At 45.5% G+C, this 22,438-nt stretch carries 20 protein-coding genes and 1 pseudogene; 16 read left to right on the top strand and 5 right to left on the bottom strand.

Annotation, left to right across the window (positions count from 1 at the left end):
- Positions 1-582 precede the first annotated feature (582 nt).
- The 9 genes from pabC to GXP22_04890 all read left to right on the top strand — a co-directional run bounded on the left by pabC (position 583) and on the right by GXP22_04890 (position 6,788).
- A complete protein-coding gene (pabC, locus tag GXP22_04930) occupies positions 583-1,377 on the top strand; it encodes an aminodeoxychorismate lyase (GenBank protein NOX08824.1) in 795 nt (264 codons plus the stop codon).
- Between the two features lie 7 nt (positions 1,378-1,384).
- Positions 1,385-2,434: an endolytic transglycosylase MltG gene (gene mltG / locus GXP22_04925; GenBank protein ID NOX08823.1), complete on the top strand. Its 1,050-nt coding sequence runs from the start codon at positions 1,385-1,387 to the stop codon at positions 2,432-2,434.
- The gene (locus GXP22_04920; protein ID NOX08822.1) at positions 2,431-3,054 is read left to right on the top strand and encodes a dTMP kinase; all 624 of its coding nucleotides are present in this window, start codon (positions 2,431-2,433) and stop codon (positions 3,052-3,054) included. Before mltG ends, GXP22_04920 begins: the two co-directional genes overlap by 4 nt.
- Positions 3,055-3,162: 108 nt before the next feature.
- A complete protein-coding gene (locus GXP22_04915) occupies positions 3,163-3,558 on the top strand; it encodes a hypothetical protein (GenBank protein NOX08821.1) in 396 nt (131 codons plus the stop codon).
- A gap of 180 nt (positions 3,559-3,738) precedes the next feature.
- Entirely contained in the window at positions 3,739-3,933 is a 195-nt protein-coding gene (locus tag GXP22_04910) for a hypothetical protein (GenBank protein NOX08820.1), read from the top strand.
- The gene (locus GXP22_04905; GenBank protein NOX08819.1) at positions 3,933-4,583 is read left to right on the top strand and encodes a hypothetical protein; all 651 of its coding nucleotides are present in this window, start codon (positions 3,933-3,935) and stop codon (positions 4,581-4,583) included. Before GXP22_04910 ends, GXP22_04905 begins: the two co-directional genes overlap by 1 nt.
- A gap of 31 nt (positions 4,584-4,614) precedes the next feature.
- A complete protein-coding gene (locus GXP22_04900) occupies positions 4,615-5,646 on the top strand; it encodes a DNA polymerase III subunit delta' (GenBank protein ID NOX08818.1) in 1,032 nt (343 codons plus the stop codon).
- Positions 5,643-5,996, top strand: a complete 354-nt coding sequence (locus GXP22_04895) for a pilus assembly protein PilZ (protein NOX08817.1) — start codon at positions 5,643-5,645, stop codon at positions 5,994-5,996. Before GXP22_04900 ends, GXP22_04895 begins: the two co-directional genes overlap by 4 nt.
- Before the next feature lie 12 nt (positions 5,997-6,008).
- Positions 6,009-6,788 carry a TatD family hydrolase gene (locus GXP22_04890; GenBank protein ID NOX08816.1) on the top strand — a complete coding sequence of 260 codons (780 nt, stop codon included), beginning with the start codon at positions 6,009-6,011 and terminating at the stop codon, positions 6,786-6,788.
- Here the strand turns inward: GXP22_04890 and GXP22_04885 are convergent.
- The 3 genes and pseudogenes from GXP22_04885 to GXP22_04875 form a co-directional block, all read right to left on the bottom strand.
- Positions 6,768-7,073 (bottom strand): MerR family transcriptional regulator, encoded by a 306-nt coding sequence (locus tag GXP22_04885; protein ID NOX08815.1) that lies wholly within the window; start codon positions 7,071-7,073, stop codon positions 6,768-6,770. The two genes, GXP22_04890 and GXP22_04885, sit on opposite strands and share 21 nt — an antisense overlap.
- A gap of 6 nt (positions 7,074-7,079) precedes the next feature.
- On the bottom strand, positions 7,080-8,024 hold the full coding sequence (locus tag GXP22_04880) for a DnaJ domain-containing protein (protein ID NOX08814.1): 945 nt from the start codon (positions 8,022-8,024) through the stop codon (positions 7,080-7,082).
- 159 nt (positions 8,025-8,183) lie between these two features.
- Positions 8,184-8,285, bottom strand: a pseudogene (locus tag GXP22_04875) (VPLPA-CTERM sorting domain-containing protein).
- A gap of 463 nt (positions 8,286-8,748) precedes the next feature.
- Here GXP22_04875 and sat point away from each other — a divergent pair.
- The 7 genes from sat (at position 8,749) to GXP22_04840 (ending at position 18,285) form a co-directional block, all read left to right on the top strand.
- On the top strand, positions 8,749-9,939 hold the full coding sequence (gene sat / locus GXP22_04870) for a sulfate adenylyltransferase (protein ID NOX08813.1): 1,191 nt from the start codon (positions 8,749-8,751) through the stop codon (positions 9,937-9,939).
- A gap of 103 nt (positions 9,940-10,042) precedes the next feature.
- Positions 10,043-10,807: a TatD family hydrolase gene (locus tag GXP22_04865; protein NOX08812.1), complete on the top strand. Its 765-nt coding sequence runs from the start codon at positions 10,043-10,045 to the stop codon at positions 10,805-10,807.
- Between the two features lie 26 nt (positions 10,808-10,833).
- On the top strand, positions 10,834-11,634 hold the full coding sequence (gene tcdA, locus GXP22_04860; GenBank protein ID NOX08811.1) for a tRNA cyclic N6-threonylcarbamoyladenosine(37) synthase TcdA: 801 nt from the start codon (positions 10,834-10,836) through the stop codon (positions 11,632-11,634).
- A 145-nt stretch (positions 11,635-11,779) separates the two neighbouring features.
- A complete protein-coding gene (gene mfd, locus GXP22_04855) occupies positions 11,780-15,223 on the top strand; it encodes a transcription-repair coupling factor (protein NOX08810.1) in 3,444 nt (1,147 codons plus the stop codon).
- A gap of 4 nt (positions 15,224-15,227) precedes the next feature.
- Complete coding sequence (locus GXP22_04850; GenBank protein ID NOX08809.1) at positions 15,228-16,127, top strand: hypothetical protein; 900 nt, start codon at positions 15,228-15,230, stop codon at positions 16,125-16,127.
- Complete coding sequence (locus GXP22_04845) at positions 16,114-16,962, top strand: SDR family oxidoreductase (protein NOX08808.1); 849 nt, start codon at positions 16,114-16,116, stop codon at positions 16,960-16,962. The genes GXP22_04850 and GXP22_04845 overlap by 14 nt, the downstream gene beginning before the upstream one ends.
- A 150-nt stretch (positions 16,963-17,112) precedes the next feature.
- Positions 17,113-18,285: a hypothetical protein gene (locus tag GXP22_04840; protein NOX08807.1), complete on the top strand. Its 1,173-nt coding sequence runs from the start codon at positions 17,113-17,115 to the stop codon at positions 18,283-18,285.
- A gap of 44 nt (positions 18,286-18,329) precedes the next feature.
- Here GXP22_04840 and GXP22_04835 read toward each other — a convergent pair whose 3' ends face one another.
- Together GXP22_04835 and GXP22_04830 are read right to left on the bottom strand one after the other, a co-directional pair.
- The gene (locus GXP22_04835) at positions 18,330-19,106 is read right to left on the bottom strand and encodes a sulfite exporter TauE/SafE family protein (GenBank protein ID NOX08806.1); all 777 of its coding nucleotides are present in this window, start codon (positions 19,104-19,106) and stop codon (positions 18,330-18,332) included.
- A 99-nt stretch (positions 19,107-19,205) separates the two neighbouring features.
- Complete coding sequence (locus tag GXP22_04830) at positions 19,206-22,433, bottom strand: GAF domain-containing protein (protein ID NOX08805.1); 3,228 nt, start codon at positions 22,431-22,433, stop codon at positions 19,206-19,208.
- Between the last annotated feature and the right edge of the window lie 5 nt (positions 22,434-22,438).

The raw sequence follows: 22,438 nt of genomic DNA, 5'->3' as shown, positions 1-22,438 counted from the left end.
ATACGGGGAATATTATACTTGAATAGGGAGGAAGGACTTTTAGTCCTTCTTGAAGCAACCTATGGACTTTCAGTCCATAGTCGTTGAGTTTGGTTCAGTAATCTAACCATGCAATATTCATACCTGTATTTTATTGGCTTATTAAACAGTTGCTTGAAGATATTGGATTTATTATTAATTAGGAAAGTGTAAAATATTCTGTAGGTTGTTTATTCTTTTATCCCTTAGATATAGCCGAGCAGCAGAAATAAAATTGGATGGAGAGAGGTGACCTCGGTTGTTTGAACAGCCAAACCCAGTTGGAACAGGAAGGCAGGAGGGGGCTTATACCGGCTCAATGGGGTATATTAACCGTAATGGGGATAGGGATCTGAATATACTGACACGCGGAGTAAGGTGAAAGGGTTGTTGTGGGCGTTGAGATCCGAGACATGAATCACTCCTTGTCTCTTGAGTATAGGCAGGTGAAGGCATCTCTCACCGTTGGTGGATAATAGAGAGGGGTTTAATTGGGGAAGTGTATTGGTGTTTGAACAGAAAAATTGTCTGGTGAATGGTGAATATCAGGATACGATCTCAATAATGGATCGGGGTCTGCAATATGGTGATGGTCTATTTGAAACCATCAAGGTCGTACAGGGGCGGGCGGAGTTCTGGCAACGGCACATAGATCGCTTACAACAGGGCTGTAGTCGTTTGGGGATAGCGATGCCGGATCAGGTCTTGCTTGAGGCCGAGGCAGCGACCTTGTGTGCCGATCAGGATGAGGCGGTATTGAAGATCCTGTTGACGCGCGGCAGTGGTGGGCGTGGTTACCGTTGTAGCGAAGACTCAACACCTAATAGAATAATCTCTCTCTCACCTATGCCAGATTATCGTGCTCAGAATCTAATTCAAGGTATGACTGTGCGGCTATGTCAGCAACGATTATCAATTAACCCGACTCTGGCGGGCATCAAACATCTTAATCGCCTGGAACAAGTGCTGGCGCGACGAGAATGGGATGATGCCGCGGTGTTTGAGGGTTTGATGCAGGATATGGATGGCAATGTGATTGAGGGTGTCATGAGCAATCTGTTTATGGTTGATAATGGATATCTATTAACCCCTGATCTTTCCCGTGCGGGGGTCTGTGGGGTGATGCGTTCTGTTATTATTGATCTGGCACAGACTCTGAATATTAAAGTATTGATGCAGGATATCTCACAACAACAATTGTTGCAGGCCGATGAGATGTTTATATGTAACAGCCTGATGGGTATTACGCCAGTACAGCAGATTAATGAACAACGGTTCGCTACTGGGGCTGTGACCCGCACATTATTAACAGCCCTGCAAGAAGCGGATAAAGAGTGGGCTCTGTGTAGCAATGCGTAAAGATAGAATGAAGACGACAAAAAAAATCACATTTAAGGATCGTCTGCTTCATCTAACAGGCGCTTTTATTCTGTTATTCAGTTTCATGCTGGGCTGGATGGTGATGGAATATACGGCGTTTGTCAGAACGCCATTAGCGATTCCTGCTGAAGGCGTGGTCATTGTTGTCAATGAAGGTGACTCATTTCACCAGGTGATCAGGAAACTGGATAGACAGGGTCTGGTTGATAATCGATTAGTATGGCGCTGGATGGCATGGTATGAAGACCTTGCTTCATCAATACAGCGGGGTGAATATTTTTTTCCCGTTGGAGCTACCCCTGAGACCTTGTTGCAATGGATGAATGCAGGGAAGGTTATGCAACATAGTCTGACCATAGTCGAGGGCTGGAGTTTTAAGCAGATCAAGATCGCTGTTCAGAAAAATGAGGCGATTGACAAGACCTTACCCGCTTATACCGATGAGGCGATTATGGTGGCGATTGGTTATCCTGGACAACATCCAGAAGGCCGCTTTTTCCCTGATACCTATTGGTTTCCGCGTCATACCACCGATGTTGCCTTTTTTCAGCGGGCCTATGAATTAATGTCCTCGCAATTACAACAGGTGTGGATGCTGCGCCCGGATGATTTTATCCTGGATTCCATGGATCAGGTTCTAACCCTGGCATCGGTGGTGGAGAAAGAAACCGGGCTTGCGACAGAACGCCCATTAATTGCCGGTGTCTTTCTCAGACGTTTACAAAAGGGGATGCGATTACAGACCGACCCGACCGTGATCTATGGCATGGGCGAACGATTTGATGGTAATATCCGGCGTAGTGACCTGCGTACCGATACCCCCTACAACACCTATACCCGCCATGGTCTGCCGCCAACCCCGATTGCTATGCCAGGGCTGGCAGCGATGATGGCAGTGGTTCGGCCGGCACAGGATAAAAGCCTGTATTTCGTATCAAAGGGCGATGGCAGCCATTATTTCTCTGAAACTTTAAAAGAGCATCAGCGTGCCGTGCGGGGTTATCAGTTAACCAAAAAGGCAAGAGACAAAAAATGAAAGGTCGGTTTATAACATTGGAAGGTGGCGAAGGCGTTGGTAAGACCACCAACCTTCATTACATTCGCAGCCACCTGGAACAGGCGGGTCATAAGGTATTACAGACACGCGAACCCGGTGGCACGGATATGGGGGAGGCGGTTAGAAATATCCTACTGGATGAGCAATACAAGGGTATGAATGCTGATGCGGAGTTGTTGCTGGTCTTTGCCGCCAGGGCAGAGCATCTACATCAGGTTATTCTGCCCGCGCTGGATCGGGGTGAATGGGTGTTATGTGATCGCTTTACCGATGCCACCTACGCCTATCAAGGCAGTGGGCGTGGTATTGATATGCAACGTATTGCCTTGCTGGAACAATGGGTGCAGGGTGATCTACGCCCGGATTTTACCTTGTTGCTTGATGTCGCAGTAGAGACGGGTATGCAACGAGCAGGGGATCGCAGTGCGCCTGATCGTTTTGAACAGGAAGAACAGGTGTTCTTTGAACGTGTGCGCGCCGGTTATCGCAAGCAAGCTAAACAGGCACCGGAACGTTATCGTGTAATTGACGCATCACTTGATCTAGTGGGGGTGCAACAACAAATTGCAGCCGTTCTGGATGAGATTATTTTAAAATAATGGTGCGCAATGCGCACCCTACCGGTTAGCCCCCCTATTTCGGGGGTATGGCTCTTAAAATTTGTATGTCAGGCTACAGGTCTTATTATAATCAAGGAGCTGTATCTCATGCAGAATACAAAATATTTACCTTTTCTTGCCATTACATTAACGATGGTGGGTTGTGTATCCCAACCCACAAAGGTTTCCTATGCCGTACCCGGGGATGCAAGCCTGAATTGTTTTGCTATAACAACCCAAATTGATGAGCAAAAGGTTATTGAAGAAGAGACCAGCGCAACCATCACCGAGGCCTCATTGACCGATGCCGGAGCCAGGGCTGGCGGTACAGCAGCCGCTTTAGCGGGTAGTCGTATCCCTTTTCTGGGTAATATCCTACAGGTAAATTCCAGTGTTCAACAAAGCCGCATCAAGGTTGCCCAAGCAAAAAATAATAAGGCAGTGGGTAGAAGAATGCATCTGGAAAGCATGGCTAAAAATAATGGTTGTGGTGCAACAAAATGATACTTGAACCTCTGATCGATTAGAGGTTATTGCTGGCCTGTAGGGTTGCTTGTGATCAAGGTATGGTTTTATGATCATGCCTTGGTCGAAGTATTCCTGAATATAAATTTGCCTTTAACTCAAAGGGTAATGAATGTTATTATTATCAAGTGGTTTCATTATCAAAGAGGGTGGCTATAAATGTTTGATCTACAAGAAAAACTGGATTCCAGATTAAAAGCCTTAGGTGCATCAAAAGATACTGATGCTGATGTTCGATGCATAGGTGGAAATCTACATCATACTGGTATTTCAAAGAAATCTATTATCAAATCACTGAAAAGCGCAGGTTTGATGTCAGATTCAGGTAAAATTCGTCATATAAAAACCCCTTAATGTACTCGCCTCCAGAGATAGTATTTGGTTTTCACGGCTGTGATAAAGCGGTTTCTGATAAAGTCATAAAAAACTCAGGTAAATTATCGAATAGTGAAAATAGCCATGATTGGCTTGGATCCGGAATTTATTTCTGGGAAGGAGATCATGACAGGGCACTTGAGTGGGCAAGAAATAATATTAAAATATCTAGGCCTAGTGTTATCGGGGCAGTTATAAAGCTAGGCAATTGTCTGGACTTATTAGATAGCAAAGATATAAAAAAAGTAGAAACTACTTATAAGATATATAAGGAAGAACGTGAAAAACTAAATGAGCCTCTACATCAAAACAAGGCTGTTGATGCTAGTGGTATTAGTTTTAATAGAAGATTAGATTGCGCAGTCATTATGCGCCTGCATCAATTAAATAATGAAGAAATTATTGATGAGTTGAAACTAAAAGATTCTCAGGGTCAAAATAAGAGATACATTCAACGACATGGTAATTATATCGATTCTGTTCGGGGCATGTTTCCTGAAGGGCTTGAACTTTATCCGGGTGCTGGGTTCCGTAATAAAAATCACATACAACTTTGTATACTTAATCCTAATTGTATCCTTGGGTATTTTGAACCCCAAAAACATAATTCCTGGTATAAGGAATTGTAGTCATAAACAAGATAGAGATTATTAAACGATAATGGCACAGATTGGCGAACCCTATCAACAAGTATTCCATTTCTGGTGGCAGGATAACTACCAACGCCTGATCGAGGCCTATCAACAGAAACGTCTGCCCCATGCGCTGTTATTGCATGGGTCAGCCGGTCTGGCCAAACAAGGCTTTGCGCGCATGTTGGCTTATCGTCTGCTATGTAAGGAACCATTAGCTGATGGCTCAGCCTGTGGTGCCTGTCCCTCTTGCCTGCTTTATCTGGCGGGTAATCATCCAGATTATTTTGAAATCGGGGTGGCTGAGGATAAAAAAGATATTGCGATTGATCAGATTCGTAATTTGTGCAAAGGACTGATGCTGACCGGTCACGCCGGTGGCAATAAGGTGGTGATGATCGCCCCGGCAGAACGGATGAACGTGCATACTGCAAATAGCCTGTTAAAAATCCTGGAAGAACCCCCATCGAATACTATTTTATTGCTGGTTGCAGAGGCTCCAGGACAATTACTTCCCACCATACGCAGTCGTTGTCAGCACATCTTATTCAGGGTGCCTGATCAAAAATTGGTACAAACCTGGCTGCAACAACAGCCTGATATTGATGTGCAACGAAGTGATCTGAATAGTGTCATTGATCTGGCCGATGGTGTTCCCTTCAAGGCGATGATATTAGCACAGCAACATGATGATATTGTTGCTGAACATAAGAATTGTATTAAAGACTGGGTAGCAATGGCTCAGGGCAAGAAGTCCCCACTGGTCATTGCCTTGCAATGGTCAAAAGATGATACACTAAGGTCGGTACAATGGATGTTTGAATGGGTGATGGATATGCTGCGTTTAAAGGCGGATACGAATGCACAGCTATCCCATGCGGTTATTGAACGCAAGACCCTGGTCGCGATTGCGGCAAAATTTAATATGCAGGATTTATTTGATTTGCATCAGCGTATTAATCGAGTGATCGTTTTGTCTGTAACTCCGGTTAATAAACAATTGTTACTGGAAGAATTATTGTTGTACTGGGTGGCAATGAAAGGGTGGTCTCGGGTATGAAAAACAAGAAAATAGCACGTCCAAGTATATTATCCCTATCGATCAAGGACAAGGGCGCGTTATATGCCGCCTATATGCCTTATGTGAAAAACGGTGGTCTGTTTATCCCGACTAACAAGGATTATAAATTGGGTAATGAAGTCTTTATGTTGCTGACCTTGATGAATGAGAACGAAAAGATCCCGGTCGCTGGTAAGGTGGTTTGGATTACACCTAATGGTGCGCAGGAAAATCGTAGTGCGGGTATCGGAGTGCAGTTTGCTGAACAGGATGGTGGTACCGCACGGAATAAAATTGAGACCTATCTAGCCGGTGCCTTGCAGGCTCAACGTGCCACCCACACCATGTAATGGGGTTTTGTGATGTTGGTTGATTCACACTGTCATCTTGATCGGCTCGATCTTGCGCCCTGGGATGGTCAACTTAAGCCTGTGCTGGATGAGGCAAGGGAGCAGGGCGTTGAACATTTTCTCTGTGTCTCGGTTACCCTGGAGGAATATCCGGCGATGTTAGCGCTGGTTGAGGGTATTAATGATATATCTGTTTCGGTGGGGGTTCATCCCAATCATTATGATGAACAACCGCCAACGATAGAAGAACTGCTGGAATTGGCACAGCACCAACAAGTTGTTGCTATTGGTGAGACTGGGCTGGATTATTTTCGTGGTGGGGCAGAACATAAGGAGATCCAACAGGCCTTTCTGTGTACCCATATTGCGGCGGCCAAACAAAGTCAGAAACCCTTGATTATCCACACCCGTGAGGCGCGTGAGGATACCATCGCTGTGTTACGAGAGGAATCAGCCGATCAGGCTGGTGGTGTATTGCACTGTTTTACCGAAGATTGGGCGATGGCAAAAAAGGGCCTGGATCTGGGTTTTTATATCTCTCTTTCTGGTATCGTGACCTTTAATAGTGCTAAAGAATTGCAGGAAACGGCAAAAAAAATCCCTGCTGATCGTTTATTGATTGAAACCGATTCTCCCTGGTTGGCACCCGTGCCGAAACGTGGAAAAGCCAATTATCCCGCCTATGTCGCACACACGGCAGCCTTTATTGCCCAGCTTAGAGGTGTCTCGGTAGAAGAACTGGGTGAGCAGACCACAGAGAATTTTTATCAGCTATTTTTCAAATCGGCATAAGCGTGATTGTAATACCTGGATATTATCAAGTAGCTCCAGTGCCAGGGCAATACCCGCAAGATTGACACCAAGATCATGCTGCAAACGCATGGCTGTACGTGCCTTTTGCAGGCTATTTGCAGGAAATCGCCATTGTGCACGTTGTTGACCAATGGGTTCCAGTGCACCTTCATCGACCAGTTCAATAATCCATTCGGTCGAACGCGAGCAGGCTTGGCAGAGCTCATTGAGTGATAACTCACTTTCTTCATCAAGTAGAATTCCAGTTAGTATTTCCTGTTTCATAACTTGTTACACTCCCAATTGACTACGTGGGTTATAGGCCAGTTCCTGTTCCATTTTGTGATATAACGCCTTGGCTACATCACTATCGGCAGGTGGCAGGGTGATTTGTGGTACAACATAGAGATCACCCGGAGACTTTGCTGGAATACCACGACCTTTCATTCGTAGTTTGCGTCCAGTGCTGGTGTTTTCAGGGATTTTCAAATCAACTATGCCGGCAGGCGTTGGAACCTTAATAGTTGCACCCAGCGCCGCTTCCCAGGGTGTAAGCGGAAGATCAATATAGACATCATGAGCATCTACCCTGTAGATGCTATGTGGCTTGAAATTGATCTCGAGATATAGATCGCCAGGTTGAGCATTGCCCGTTCCTGCTGAACCCTGACCGGATAGCCGGATACGCTGTCCCTGTTTTACACCCTTGGGGATCTTGATATTCAGGGTGCGTTGCTTGGTAACGATACGCCCATGCGAATCTACTTTCGGTGTTTGCAGGCTAATGCTGCGAGTGGCACCTTGATAGGCATCTTCAATATCAATAAACACCCTGGCGTGATGATCCTCACCACGCGCATGAAAACCAGTATGACGGGATGATGTCTGTGTCGATTGGAACTTCTGGCCAAACAGTGATTCAAAGAAATCACTGTAATCGGCTGCATTACCGGCGTTACCACCACGAAACTCAAAACCGTCATCCCAGTCCGGTGGTGGGTTAAAGTCCTGACCATTTTTCCAGTTGGCTCCAAGCTGATCATAGGCTGCTCGTTTTTCAGGATCCTTGAGCGCTTCATAGGCTTCACCCAGTTCCTTGAAGCGATCCTCAGCATCGGTGGCTGCGCTAACATCCGGATGATACTTGCGCGCCAGTTTTTTATAGGCGCGCTTGATCTCATCCTGAGTGGCATTACGTTCGACTCCCATGATCTTGTAATAATCTTTAAAGTCCATGTGTTATTTGCTCCAGTAGATAGAGTAGTGTCTATGGAATAATAATGAACCCGTATTGAATAAGCTTCAATATAAGAATAAGAATACGCATAAATATGCGCATAATAGATATTATGTTAAATAATTACAAGAATATGTTATTCTGACTGGTATACCGCTCTAAGACACTCTACGACGAGCAACTCCGATCAGACCTAATAGGCCCGAACCAAACAACCAAGCAGCGGCTGGAACAGGTACCGATGAAACAGATGGCGTTATTATGGTGGCAAAATCCATATTCAGATCCCAGCGACCGCCTGTGTAGCTACCGCCAGCAACCATCCATCATCCAGACAGATCCACCAAAGGCAGAGGTTTTGTCATTGGCGCCATCGCCTATCTGTAGTGCGTAATCTCCAGCCATTGACATAGCGTAATCAATGCCATCAATGGTTATATTGCCTGATGTAATGGTGTTGTAATAATGCCAGGAGGCAGACTACAAAGAAAGCAATAAACATGCCATAAACATAGATTATTGATCTTTATGTGTTTATTGAATTTATATCTGAGCTATGTATGAGTGTAAAAACAATGTGATCGAGTGTTTTTGTCCTTTCTTGATTTCATCCCAGGAAATCATCCTTCAAAACAATAGTGTTTATTGTATAATGCGCGCAGGATTTTTAATGATGTCGGCATAAGCTTGTGGCCGGTGTAAAAATAAACTTGGAGATACTCAATGATTAAACCTCATGGTTCTGATGAACTGAATCCATTATTTGTATATGACAGTGCCAAAAATGACGCTCTGCAAAAAGAAGCTGAAGGCCTGGCATCGATTGTTGTGAGTTCGGCAACAGCAGCCAATGCTGTTCAGTTGGGCGCGGGTTATTTTAATCCACTCACTGGCTACATGACCAAGGCCGATGCCCTGTCAGTGGCAACGGATATGAAGACCAGTTCCGGTTTGTTCTGGCCGACACCGGTACTGAATCTGGTTGAAGATGCGGGTAGCATCAAGGCTGGTGATCGCATTGCACTGAAGGATCCAAATGTTGAAGGTCACCCTGTGCTGGCTATTATGGATGTTGAAGCTGTTGAAGCATTCACCGATGAAGAAATGGCATTGATTACTGAAAAGGTTTATGCCCCTAGCGATGCTGAGGCACATCCTGGTGTCGAGGCCTTTAATTCTCAGGGTAAGGTTTGTTTATCTGGTCCTATCCAAGTGTTGAATTTCTCATATTTCCTGTCTGAATTTCCTGATACCTTCCGTACGGCAGTTGAGATTCGTAATGAGATCGCAGAGCGTGGCTGGAAAAAGGTCGTTGCCTTCCAGACCCGTAACCCTATGCATTTGGCACATGAAGAACTTTGTCACATCGCTATGGATCGTTTGGGTTGTGATGGCCTGGTGATTCACATGCTGTTGGGCAAACTTAAGTCTGGTGACATCCCTGCCCCGGTTCGTGATGCGGCCATTCGTAAGATGGTTGAGCTATATTTCCCGCAAAATAGTGCCATGGTAACGGGTTATGGCTTTGATATGCTTTATGCGGGGCCTCGTGAGGCTGTGTTACATGCCGTGTTCCGCCAGAATATGGGTGCTACGCACTTTATTATTGGTCGTGACCATGCCGGTGTTGGTGATCACTATGGTGCCTTTGATGCGCAGACTATTTTTGATTCCGTACCCGAAGGCGCTATGGATATCGAGATCTTCAAGGCTGATCACACCGCTTATTCCAAGAAAATGAAAAAGGTTGTGATGATGTGTGAGGCACCGGATCATGTGAAGGATGATTTCGTATTACTATCCGGCACCAAGGTGCGTGAGATGTTGGGTAAGGGTATTGCCCCACCGAAAGAATTCTCACGTCCTGAGGTTGCTAAAATATTGATGGATTATTATCAGAGCATTAATTCCTGATAGACATCATTTCGTAGACTTGATGTTATTTCCGCGTAGGCGGGAATCTAAAAACGGCACCTAAGGGTGCCGTTTTTATTTTGTGATGTATAATTCTGATATTATGCAGTTCATTGATACCCATTGCCATTGCGATTTTAGTGCGTTTGATTCAGACCGCGATGAGATCCTGCAGCACTGTCGACAGGCAGGATTATCGGTATTGATTGTGCCAGCAACGCAGGCGGCTACCTGGGGTCGGTTGTTATCTATCTGTGCCCAACATGCTGAACTCTACCCGGCACTGGGTCTGCACCCAATGTTTACTGCTCAACATCAGGATGATGATCTTGATCGCCTGGCTGAGCATATTGAGCATCACCATCCGCTTGCAATCGGCGAAATTGGGCTGGATTTTTATCATAAATCTGCTGATAGAGATCGACAAATAGTTTTGCTGGAACATCAGTTAATCCTGGCGCAGGAATTTGACCTGCCGGTTATTATGCATGTGCGCAAGGCGCACGATCAGGTTATCGCCTTGCTCAAAAAAAAACCACCTCGTGGTGGAATTATTCATGCCTTTAATGGCAGTCTGCAACAAGCGAAGCAATATATTGAGCTGGGTTTTAAACTGGGTTTTGGTGGCACTTTGACCTACCCTGATGCACACAAAATTCACCGTTTAGCACGCGAGATAGCAATTGAAAATATCGTGCTTGAGACCGATGCGCCGGATATGTCGCCGTTTGAACATCGAGGTGAACGTAATAGCCCTGAGTATTTAATTGAATCACTGCGCGCATTGGCGCTGCTTCGACAGGAAGATCCTGCTATCATTGCGGCGATCACCACGCGTAATGCCCGTGATGTTTTTAATCTTTGGTAAGGTGCGTACTACGCACCAATAACTTTATGAATAACGATTATAAAGAACGATTTGCCGGTATCCAGCGGCTGTATGGAAAAGGGTCGTTGGAGGTTATCAGCCAGATGCGGGTCTGTGTGATTGGTATCGGTGGTGTCGGTTCCTGGGTGGCGGAGGCGCTGGCGCGTAGTGGTGTGGGTCATATTACCCTGATTGATTACGATACCATTAGCATAGGAAATACTAATCGGCAGTTACATACGCGGGTTGATACGGTGAATCAAAAGAAATCAGCGGTCATGATTGAACGTATGCAGGCGATTAATCCGGTAGGTGATTTTACTGATATCGATGACTTCCTGACGGACAGGAATATTATGGATTACCTGTCACTCGAACGTCACTATGATTATGTGGTGGATGCTATCGATAGCATCAAGTTCAAGGCAAATATTATCTATCACTGTCGCCGTAATAAAATCCCGGTTATTACTATTGGTGGTGCTGGTGGTCTGGATGATCCCTCTCAAATCAAGGTGGTTGACCTGAGTCGAACCCACAATGATGCGCTGGCTGCAAAGGTGCGTAAGCGTCTGCGTGATGACTTTGGTTTTACCCGTAATCCTAAGCGTTATTTTCGGGTGGAATGTGTGTTTTCATCCCAGCAACAAGTCTATCCGCGTGCCGATGGTCATGTCAGCCATGAGAAGCCAGGTATTCACGGGGTCTCGCTGGATTGTAATAGGGGTTATGGCTCTGCTAGTTTTGTCACCGCCAGCTTTGGTTTTATGGCGGTTTCCAGGGTCATCAGACGAACCCTGGATCGTCATCAGATCGTTGTTAAATAACAAGGTCATTGCTGCGTGATATGGTAGGGTGCGCATTGCGCACCAAATTAAGTTAAAATGCACTCCGAACCTGGGGTCAGCGCCGGTTTTTGGCTCTGACCCCTGTTAGAACATACCACTAGCCCCAAAATATACAGAATAAAACATGAACCCTGCCAATCCCCTAACCCCACCGCTACCCGATAATAAACACCACCATACCTGGGATGGCCTTGCCGGTGACAGTAGCCGTTTAGCCATTGCTCGCGCCATCGAACAACACCCCGGCCCGGTAATGATTATCTGCCCGGATATGCAGCAGGTGGAGCAATTACAACGTGAATTACGTTTCTTTATTAGTGCACCTGATCATGAAGTCATCGGTTTTCCGGATTGGGAGACCCTGCCCTATGATCGTTTTTCACCGCATCAGGATATCATCTCTAATCGCTTGGAGACCCTGTATCGTCTACCCGAATTTAATAAAGGGGTTATGGTGGTGCCTATCGCCACTTGTATGCAACGTATTGCACCACGACGTTATCTTGAGGCGCATAGTCTGATCCTGAAGATTGGTGACAGCCTGTCTATGGATGTCATGCGTGCTCGTATGCAACAGGCAGGGTATCAATGTGTATCACAGGTTATGGAGCATGGTGAGTTTGCCATTCGAGGTTCCTTGCTGGATCTCTATCCCATGGGGCGACCACTACCCTATCGTATCGACCTGTTTGATGATGAGGTTGAGACCATTCGCACCTTTGATCCAGAGACACAAACCTCGATTGATCAGGTGAATGTCATTCGGATGTTACCGGCACATGAGTTCCCACTGGATGAGGATGGGATTCAACACTTTAGACGAGAATTTCGTAACTGCTTTGAAGGTAACCCAGCCAATTGCCCAATCTACCGGGAAGTTAGTCAGGGTGCTGCTATGGGTGGACTAGAATACTATCTACCGCTGTTTTTTTCAGAGACTTCTACCCTGTTTGACTACCTGCCTGATAATACCCTGCTGATCCAGTTACCCGGTAGTGATAAGGCGGGTACTGATTTTTACCAACAAGCAGAGCTGAGTTATGAACAGTATCGCCATGATGCTGAACGGCCATTACTCCCACCGCCACAATTATTTTTATCCTCCGAGGCTGTTAGCCAGCAACTTAATAAATATCCTTTGATTAATTTATCTCTGTCACAGGATAAGGGCGATATCCGCTATCAGACACAGACCTTACCGGATCTGCTTCTGGATGAAAAAGAGGATTCTCCTGCAACAAGACTTACACAGTTTATTGAACAGGCATCGGCACGTATCCTGTTTAGCGCGGAATCCGAAGGTCGGCGTGAGAAATTACGTGAGTCCTTACTAGCGTATGGTATTCATCCTATAACTATGGATTCATGGCAGGCCTTTATTAGTGCTGATATCGCGTTAGGTATTACCGTAGCTCCCTTTGAGACGGGTATGCTGTTAGCTGATCCGGCAATAGCGCTGATACCCGAGAACCTATTGCGCGATAAGGTGGGTCACGCCAGTCGTCGGCGTAAAAAATCGGCTCGTAATGCAGAAAATATCATACGCGACCTCACTGATCTGGTGGAAGGTGCTCCAGTGGTGCATGAGGAACATGGTGTGGGTCGTTATCTGGGACTGCAATATCTTGATGTCGGCACGGACAAGACCGAGTTTGTCTGTCTGGAGTATGCCGCCAATGATAAATTATATGTCCCCGTTTCCTCGTTGCATCTGATTAGTCGTTATACCGGTGCCTCCCCGGAAAACGCACCGTTACACCGTCTTGGTGGGGAACAATGGAAAAAGATTCGACGTAAAGCAGCGGAACGTGCGCGCGATGTAGCGGCTGAGTTGCTAGAGATCTATGCCCGCCGAGAGGCACAAAAGGGTTTTGCCTTTAATGAACCCGGGGTTGAATACGAGCGCTTTGCGGCATCGTTTCCATTTGAAGAGACCCCGGATCAATATCAGGCGATTGAACAGGTGGTTAATGATCTGGTTCAACAGCGCCCGATGGATCGAGTGGTCTGTGGTGATGTTGGTTTTGGTAAGACCGAGGTTGCCATGCGTGCTGCCTTTGTGGCAGCAATGGGCGGTAAACAGGTGGCGATCCTGGTGCCCACCACACTGCTGGCACAACAACATTACCAGAATTTTATTGATCGCTTTGCCGACTGGCCCTTTCGCATTGAAGGACTTTCACGTTTTCGCAGCAAGAAACAACAGGATGTGGTGTTGGCTGGTCTCGCTGATGGTAAGGTCGATATTGTTATCGGCACGCATAAACTATTACAAAAAGATGTGATTTTTAAACGCCTGGGGCTGGTGATTATTGATGAGGAACATCGTTTTGGCGTGCGTCATAAAGAACGCATGAAGTCACTTCGGGCTGAGGTGGACATCCTGACCCTGACGGCCACGCCCATCCCCAGGACACTCAATATGTCTCTTGCCGGGATGCGTGATTTCTCCATCATTGCCACAGCCCCCTCACATCGAATTGCGGTCAAAACCATGGTCAGTGAATGGAATGATACGGTCATACGCGAGGCCTGTCTGCGCGAGATCAAACGTGGTGGACAGGTTTATTTTCTGCATAACAAGGTTGAAAGCATCGAAAAGATTGCCGCGCTGCTGCAAGGCTTGTTACCTGATGCAACGATTGGTATTGCCCATGGACAGATGCGGGAGGCGCAACTGGAACAGGTCATGCTGGATTTTTATCATCAGCGTTATCACATCCTGGTTTGCACCACGATTATTGAAAGCGGGATTGATGTACCGAGTGCCAATACTATTATTATGAATCGAGCAGATCATCTGGGACTGGCACAACTGCATCAATTACGCGGTCGTGTCGGTCGTTCTCATCATCGTGCCTATGCCTATCTGCTGGTACCATCACGCAAATTGATGACTGCTGATGCAATAAAAAGAATCGAGGCTATTGAGGCTATGGGTGAACTGGGTTCTGGTTTTGCCCTTGCCTCACATGATCTGGAGATTCGGGGTGCCGGTGAATTGCTGGGCGAAGGTCAAAGTGGCCAGATTCATGAGATTGGCTTTAGCCTCTACAATGAGCTGCTGGCACGTGCGGTGGCATCCCTCAAGGATGGCAAACAGCCGCAACTGGATTGTCCACTGGATCATGGCCCTGAGGTTGATCTGCATACCACAGCACTGATCCCGGACACCTATCTTCCCGATGTGCATACGCGTTTGATCTTGTATAAACGTATTGCCAGTGCTGAGAACAAGGAGGCACTCTATGACCTTCAGGTTGAAATGATTGATCGTTTTGGACTGTTCCCTGATCCCGTTAAACACCTGATGGCTGTTACCGAGATCAAGTTATTAGCAGCACCATTGGGTATTAAAAAGCTTGATCTTGGTAACAAGGGTGGGCGAATTCTGTTTACACCTGAACCTAATGTGAATCCTGCCAGGATCATCCAGTTAATACAATCTGAACCCCAGCGATTTAGACTCGAAGGTGGGGATCAATTAAGGATATCTGATACACTTGAAACCATTGAAACTCGGATTGAATATTTGCAGACCCTGTTAAAAAGAATATCAGATGATTGATTGTATGATAAGACGAAAGAGTTACCTTCTCCACTCTATATGGCTGCCTGTATTCCTGCTGTTGTGGAGTGCTGTTAATCAGGCGAGAGAGAGCAACGGTGCGCCCCATTTACCCCTTTATTACACGGTTGAGATTATCGTCTTTGAACAGCTCTATCCGGAGGACTCTGAGGTCTGGCCAGAGATTGGCACTGAACTGGATTCATCGGCCATGCCGCTTATTAGTAATAATAAAGAACAAGAAAACACCTTACCTTTGCCCTATAACTTATTGAATAGTGGTTGGTTGAGTATTAATGATGTATGGGGGCGACTCAAACGATCCCGACCTTATCATCCCCTGCTTTATCTTTCCTGGTATCAGCCAGGAGTGGATAGAAAAATGGCGCGCAAGGTCTATTTTTATGAAGGGATGGATCAGACCCCCGCTCCACCCTCAATGGCTGAAATAATTAATCGTGAGATTAATGAGCAACAGATGGTGCTTGATGAAGGTATGGATACCAGCTTTGGTGGCATGATTACGCAGGATAACTCAACGCAGTATTTCAGCAATCAATCACTGGCAACGGATCGTGATGATAACGATAAAACCAGAGGGACGGTGATGTTATCAGTCGGTCTATATCTACATCTAGATCTGGATATTATCTTTGCCTCTGAAAAACCTCCGCTATCCACCGCTACGGCAGAGCAACAGATTACAGGACTTGATTCCAGCTTTTATGATCCGCTGGTTATTGAACAGGAATTAGAACCAGACATTGTTGATGAACCCAAGGTATGGCATTACCGCTTGCGTGAACAACGCAAGATGCGTCTTAATGAAATTCATTACTTTGACCATCCTCGTTTTGGTGTTATTGCAAAGGTAAGGCGATTCGATATTAATGAGTCTGAATAAAGCACGTCATGCAGTACTGATTACCGGTTGCTCATCGGGTATTGGTTATCATGCCGCCAAAACCCTGCAACAACATAGCAATTATCATGTCATTGCCAGTGCCCGTCGGGCTGAGGATGTCGCTCGTTTAAAAAATGAGGGGCTGGATACCGTATGGCTTGATTTGAATGATAGTGAGTCAATCCAACAGGCTGTTAGTGAAGCGCTGGAAATGACGGGTGGCAAGTTATACGCCCTGTTTAATAATGCCGCCTATGGCCAACCCGGTGCGGTTGAAGATCTGTCACGCGAGGTATTGCGCGAACAATTTGAGACCAACCTGTTTGGTACCCATGAGCTCACTCAACGTATTATTCCGGTGATGCGACAGCAGGGCTATGGACGCATCATACAAAATAGTTCACTCCTTGGCTTTGTTAGCCTACCCTATCGCGGTGCCTACAATGCCAGCAAGCATGCGCTGGAAGGACTGTCCGACACCCTGCGACTGGAACTGGCGGCAGCGAATATTCAGGTATCACTGATTGCCCCTGGTCCGATTAATAGTCGTTTCCGCGCCAACGCCTGGCAGATGTATCAACAACATATTAATCGTGATGCCAGCCCTCATCGTGAAGCCTATCTTGCTATGGAGCAACGTCTGACCAAACAAGGCCCCGCTGCACCCTTCACCCTGGATCCTGATGCAGTCACAAAAAAACTGGTTCATGCGCTGGAGAGCAAACGACCCAAGGCACGTTATTATGTCACCTTCCCCAGTTACCTGTTTATGGTTTTAAGGCGTGTATTGAGTACGCGTTGGCTTGATTGGGTGTTGAATAAGATCCCCAAATAAATTTCAAGGGGTCAGAGCTCTGTCTCCAGTTGTTGTACTCCCTCTTTTATTCTATTACACTTGCACGATCATTGGGTTCAAAAATCAGAATAATAGAGTGGTGTGCCTAGATGCACTCGGATATAGGGAGATGCTGAAATGGAAAGATGCTTGATTATATTACTGTTTCTATTATTGAAGCCCGTCTCTTTATTTGCCAATGAAACATTAGAACCCGATCTTTATCCTGATAAAGAAACGAGCAGTATTGGAAACACTGCTAACTTTAATGCAGCCGTCACTGGTGTCACTATTATTGCTACTAGACCAGTACTCAACATGTTCCCTCCACCCCCTACTGCTGTGGTTGTAATGACTGATAAGCCAGTCTCAAATGGTTCCACTATTATAGTACCTCAAGATAATAACTATATCGGGATGCTTTCCAGTGATACAGATATTGGTTTATTGGGTTTCTCTATAAAAACAGCACCACTGCTCGGTGATATTATTAGCTTTTCCTCTGCCACAGGTCTATTTGTATATAGTCCAGATACCGAGGCATTGGGTCTGGATAGTTTTCAATATAGCCTTAATGGCGGTAATATAAATACAGTGTATATCACGATTGAGCCTCCCACGAGTGCCAATACGCGACCAACAGCTTACATTGACACCGGTGAGGCACGGCTAGGTTTTGTAGGGAGAGAGATCTTGCTTGATGGTCAGTTTTCTTCAGATGCTTATAATGATCCTGTGACTTACCGCTGGGATATTGTCAGTGCGGCAGTGGGTTCCAGTATTAGCCTGTCTTTCACGAAGGCATCACAAGCCCGTTTTACGCCACGGTGTGCAGGGATTTATATCTTTAGTCTTATCGTAAATGATGGCATTCAGGATAGTAAAGCAGATCAAATAAAAATACAGATTTCTATAGGAGCAGTATGTGTCCCCCTAGATGTTGATGGCGATGGTGATGGGGATGCCAATGATGGTCTGATTATTCAACGTCGACTTACTGGCGCGAGTGATGTTATCACAGGTATTGTATTGCCAACTAATGTCGGAGGCTCTGGTGTTGATGGCGCTCGTTCTAATACAGAAATTTTACAAGTAATTGATACAGCGGGTATTGTCTTTGATGTTGATGGCGATATGGATGTTGATGCTAATGACGGATTAATGATTCAGCGCCGACTCACCGGGGCGAGTAATGTTACATCGGGTATAATTTTACCGGAGGTTACAAGTAGTTCTGGTATAATGAGGGCTCGTCTTAATAGTGAGATCTTGGTGGCAATTGATGTCTTACTGCCTCCGCCTCCTCTATCTGCTGTTAAGTAAGCGGAGCATCAAAACTATGGTGCGTGATACGCACCCTACCCCTATTAAAACAAAACACTCTCGATCAAAATATAGCTGGCGACCAGAACCAGAAAACGACCGAATCCTTTTTTCAGCAGGTCGGCAGGTAGTTTGTCCCCTACCTGGCTACCGATCAAACTACCGACAATAGCAATAGCGGTAAACATTGCCATCATTGAGTAGTCGATGCTAACGGCACCGGCATAACCGGCAAACCCGGCAAATGATTTGAGCGCGACAATACTCAGTGAGGTTCCTATCGCCTTCTTCATGGAGAGCCCGGATAACAATACCAGTGCGGGTACGATCAGGAAGCCACCACCGACACCGACGATACCGGTTAGAATGCCAACACCAATACCATGTGCAGCAATATGACCATATTGAAGGTTACAGTTACCATCAGGGCAATCCTTCAACTCTGATATCCCGGCAGCAGCAAGCGGTTGCTTAGGCTTGAGCATCCTCCAGGCAGCGACATACATCACCAAAGCAAACACACTGAGCTGTATGACTACCGGAGTAATAACCCCCACCAAAGCACCAGCATAGGTACCTATGATACCAAACAGACCAAAAACAGCGGTAATCCTGAAATCAACATTGCCATGTCGCCAGTGTTGCAGAGCACTAATTGTTGCCGTGACAGCTACGATCCCCAGGCTCATGGCAATCGCTGCCTTAGGCTCCACATCAAGCAGATAGAGTAATGAAGGCATGGTTATAATGGAACCGCCGCTACCAAAAATACCCAGCAATAAACCGGTCAGTAGACCTGCGATAATCATTGAAATAGACATAGACCTTTCCTTAACTTCAGCTTATTCAATAAAACTATTGAATACTAGAATAGCATTAAATAGCAAAAGGTCAAGTCCATTCATCTATGCATATAGAGGTTAAGCCTTTAGCCGTTGGATAACCATGCTTAATAATGTATTCACATTCATTGGCTTGTTGATGTAACCACTAATACCTAACGCCCTGGCCTTTTCTTCATCCATATTTTCGCTGTAACCGGTACATAGAATCACAGGTAATTCTGGTCTTATTATCAATAAACTGCGTGCCAGTTCTGCACCGGATAACCCCGGCATGGTCTGATCGGTAATCACGAGGTCAAATGCTGATGGATCTTGTTTGAATAATCTTAATGCTGACTGGCTATTTGTTAACACCGTAACATCTCCATCACGACTCTCAAATAGATCACTCATAAAGCCGGCAACCGATTCTTCATCATCAACGATCAGTATACGGGCATGATTCAGACTTTTAGCCGGGTTTATTTCTACTATGGAATGTTCTTGATGCAAAAGAATATTTTCTGTTACGGGGAATAGCAATCTGAATGTCGTTCCTGAATCAGCTTTGGTATCAACAAGAATATGCCCTTTATGCTGGTGAACAATACCATGTAACATAGACAGCCCCATACCGGTACCTTTACCCACCTCTTTGGTGGTGAAAAAGGGTTCGAATATTCGACTTAATACCTCTTGAGATATGCCTGTTCCTGTATCACTTACTGATAATTCAACATAGCTTCCAGCCTCTATGTCATGATGACAAGCGACACAAACAGCTTGTGATTGTGTTTGATTATAACGTGTCTCAATATCAATACGGCCCCTGTTACCCATCGCATCGCGGGCATTAATGCATAGGTTCATCAGTATCTGTTGTAATTGTACTGGATCCATCATCACCGCAGGAAGGTCTGTCTCCAGTTGACTACACACCTGTATACTTGAAGGTAATGTTGCCTGTAACAGACGGATGACTTCATGCACCATAGGTGACAACTGTAGTGGTTTCGCCTCTCCACTACTTGTTCGACTGAAGGCCAGTAACTGGCTGACCAGATCACGCGCTCGCTCACCCGCCAGCGAAACCTCCATAAGATATTTGCGAAGCTCAGGTTGATTATCAGTGACAAAACGTTCCAGGGCAAGATTGGTAAAGCCAAGGATTGAGGTGAGGATATTATTGAAATCATGGGCAATACCCCCGGTCAATTGACCGATGACCTCCATCTTTTGTGCCTGTCGCAGTTGCTTGTTTAAATGGTGACGTTCTTTGTGCGAACGCAGAGTGACAATACCGTATGCCAGATCATCCGCCAATTCTTCAAGAAGATGAATTTCTTTCTCGTTAAAAGCATTGGCTTCCGATGAATATATATTCAATGCACCAAATGTCTGTTCTTTATCTTTTAGTGGCAGTGCAAGGGATGACTGATATCCATGTTTCAGCGCCCGATCGCGCCAGGGTACATAACGAACATCCCCTGTAATATTGTGAATACAACTCACTTGACCGGTTCGAATCGCTACACCAGTAGGCCCCTGTCCCTGCTCGCTATCACTCCAACTGAGTTTTAAGGACTCCAGGTAACCTTGTTCATCACCTGCCTGTGCTGCAGGCAGGATACTTTTCTCCTCATCATGTTGGGCAAATGCAACCCAGGCAAGTGTGTACCCGGCCTCCCCGATAATAATCTGACAAATCCTGTGCAATAAAACCTCTTCATTCGTTGTTCGCACCAGGGTCTCGTTACATTTACTTAATACCGTTAGCGAGCGGTTAAGTCTTTGCATTGATTGCTCGGCCTGATGACGTTCGCTGATATCAATGAAAGTAATAACAGAACCAATGACCTGGTCATCTTTGCAAATGGGATAAGACCAGTATTCCGCTGGAAACATGTTACCATCCGCACGCCATAGGACCTCATTATCGACATGTACATTTTTACCTTTTCGAAAGGCCTGATAAATACGACATTCCTGTTCCGGGTAAACATCACCATCAGAATGAGTATGATGTATAAGGGTATGCATGTTTTTTCCAAGCAGATCTTTCTGATCTTTATAACCCAATATCCTCAGACAGGCTCGGTTAACAAAGGTGCAATACCCTTCCATATCCACGCCATAAATAGCCTCACCGGTAGAATCAAGTAATAACTGAATCCTGTCCTTATTATCATGCAAGCCCTGTTCTATTTGTAAACGGCTGGAAACCATTCGTTTAAAGCTAAAAGCCATATCCTCAAATTCTTTAACGAAGCCTTTAACAGGTGTATCAAAACGTTCGTTTATGGCAAAATTATCCATTGCTACGGTTAATTGATGAACAGGCACTAGCACCCGTCTTACCAACCAAAAACCAAGCATAATAAATAAGGTAATAAATCCTGCTGAAATAATAGTGCTATAAGTCAATTCATCCTGAATAGGTGCAGTAACAAAGACTACGGGTATCTCTGAAATAACATTCCAGTTTAAAATGGGAATCGAGGTAACCGAACCATATACGGGCGCACCTGACAAGCCTGTATAGGTATCTGTAACACGCCATGGTTTACCGGCCAGTGCATGGCGCACTATACCTATCTGGGTCATTGATTCACCCGGATTAACAGCCTCTATTTTTGTTAGCAGATTACCGCGTTGATCAATCAGGTAGGAGATTACACCCTCTGTGACATGGGTTCGGGAACGGCGTTGCCAGAGGCTTGACACCTCAATCTCGGCAAGTAAAACGGCTTCTGTTTTTTGAATACCCCCTACTGGAACCGCAATGGTAAAACGATAGCCGCCTTCACGAAGGTCAGTAGCACCTATATAAATACGCCCCTGCAAGGGGATCAATAATTCCGGAGAACGGATGACCTGATCCCATACAAGATTCCAGTGGTTTTTAAGCCATTGTCGGGAACTTGTCATATCCCCTGTTATAAGCGGAACGCCATGCTGCGACCCACGTTCATGCGTAGCAATAATCTTTCCCTTGTCTGATATAAGTAACAGACCATGCACCGCAGGTTCTCGCTGCAGCATGATTTTCATCAAGGCATTAATTAATCTATTATCTTCTTTTCTGGAAATTGATATGGCTATCGGATCACTTTTGTTTTGTAGCAATGTAATATAACGCGCAATCTCTTTTTCCAGATCTTGTTGCAGCATGTCATTAGTATGGATCTCATGTGACAGCGCACTATCTAGACGATAACTGTGTTCAGTATTCCAGTACAAGAATAGTAAGGTAATCGATGGCATAACACCCACCAGAAGAATCAGTGTTACCAATATCCTTTTTAAGGGTGATTTATATTGCATCTATC

It is taken from the genome of Gammaproteobacteria bacterium (assembly GCA_013151035.1).
Lineage (GTDB): Bacteria > Pseudomonadota > Gammaproteobacteria > JAADJB01 > JAADJB01 > JAADJB01.
Note: the sequence above shows the minus strand (reverse complement) of the source record. Positions and strands in the feature narration are given on the sequence as shown.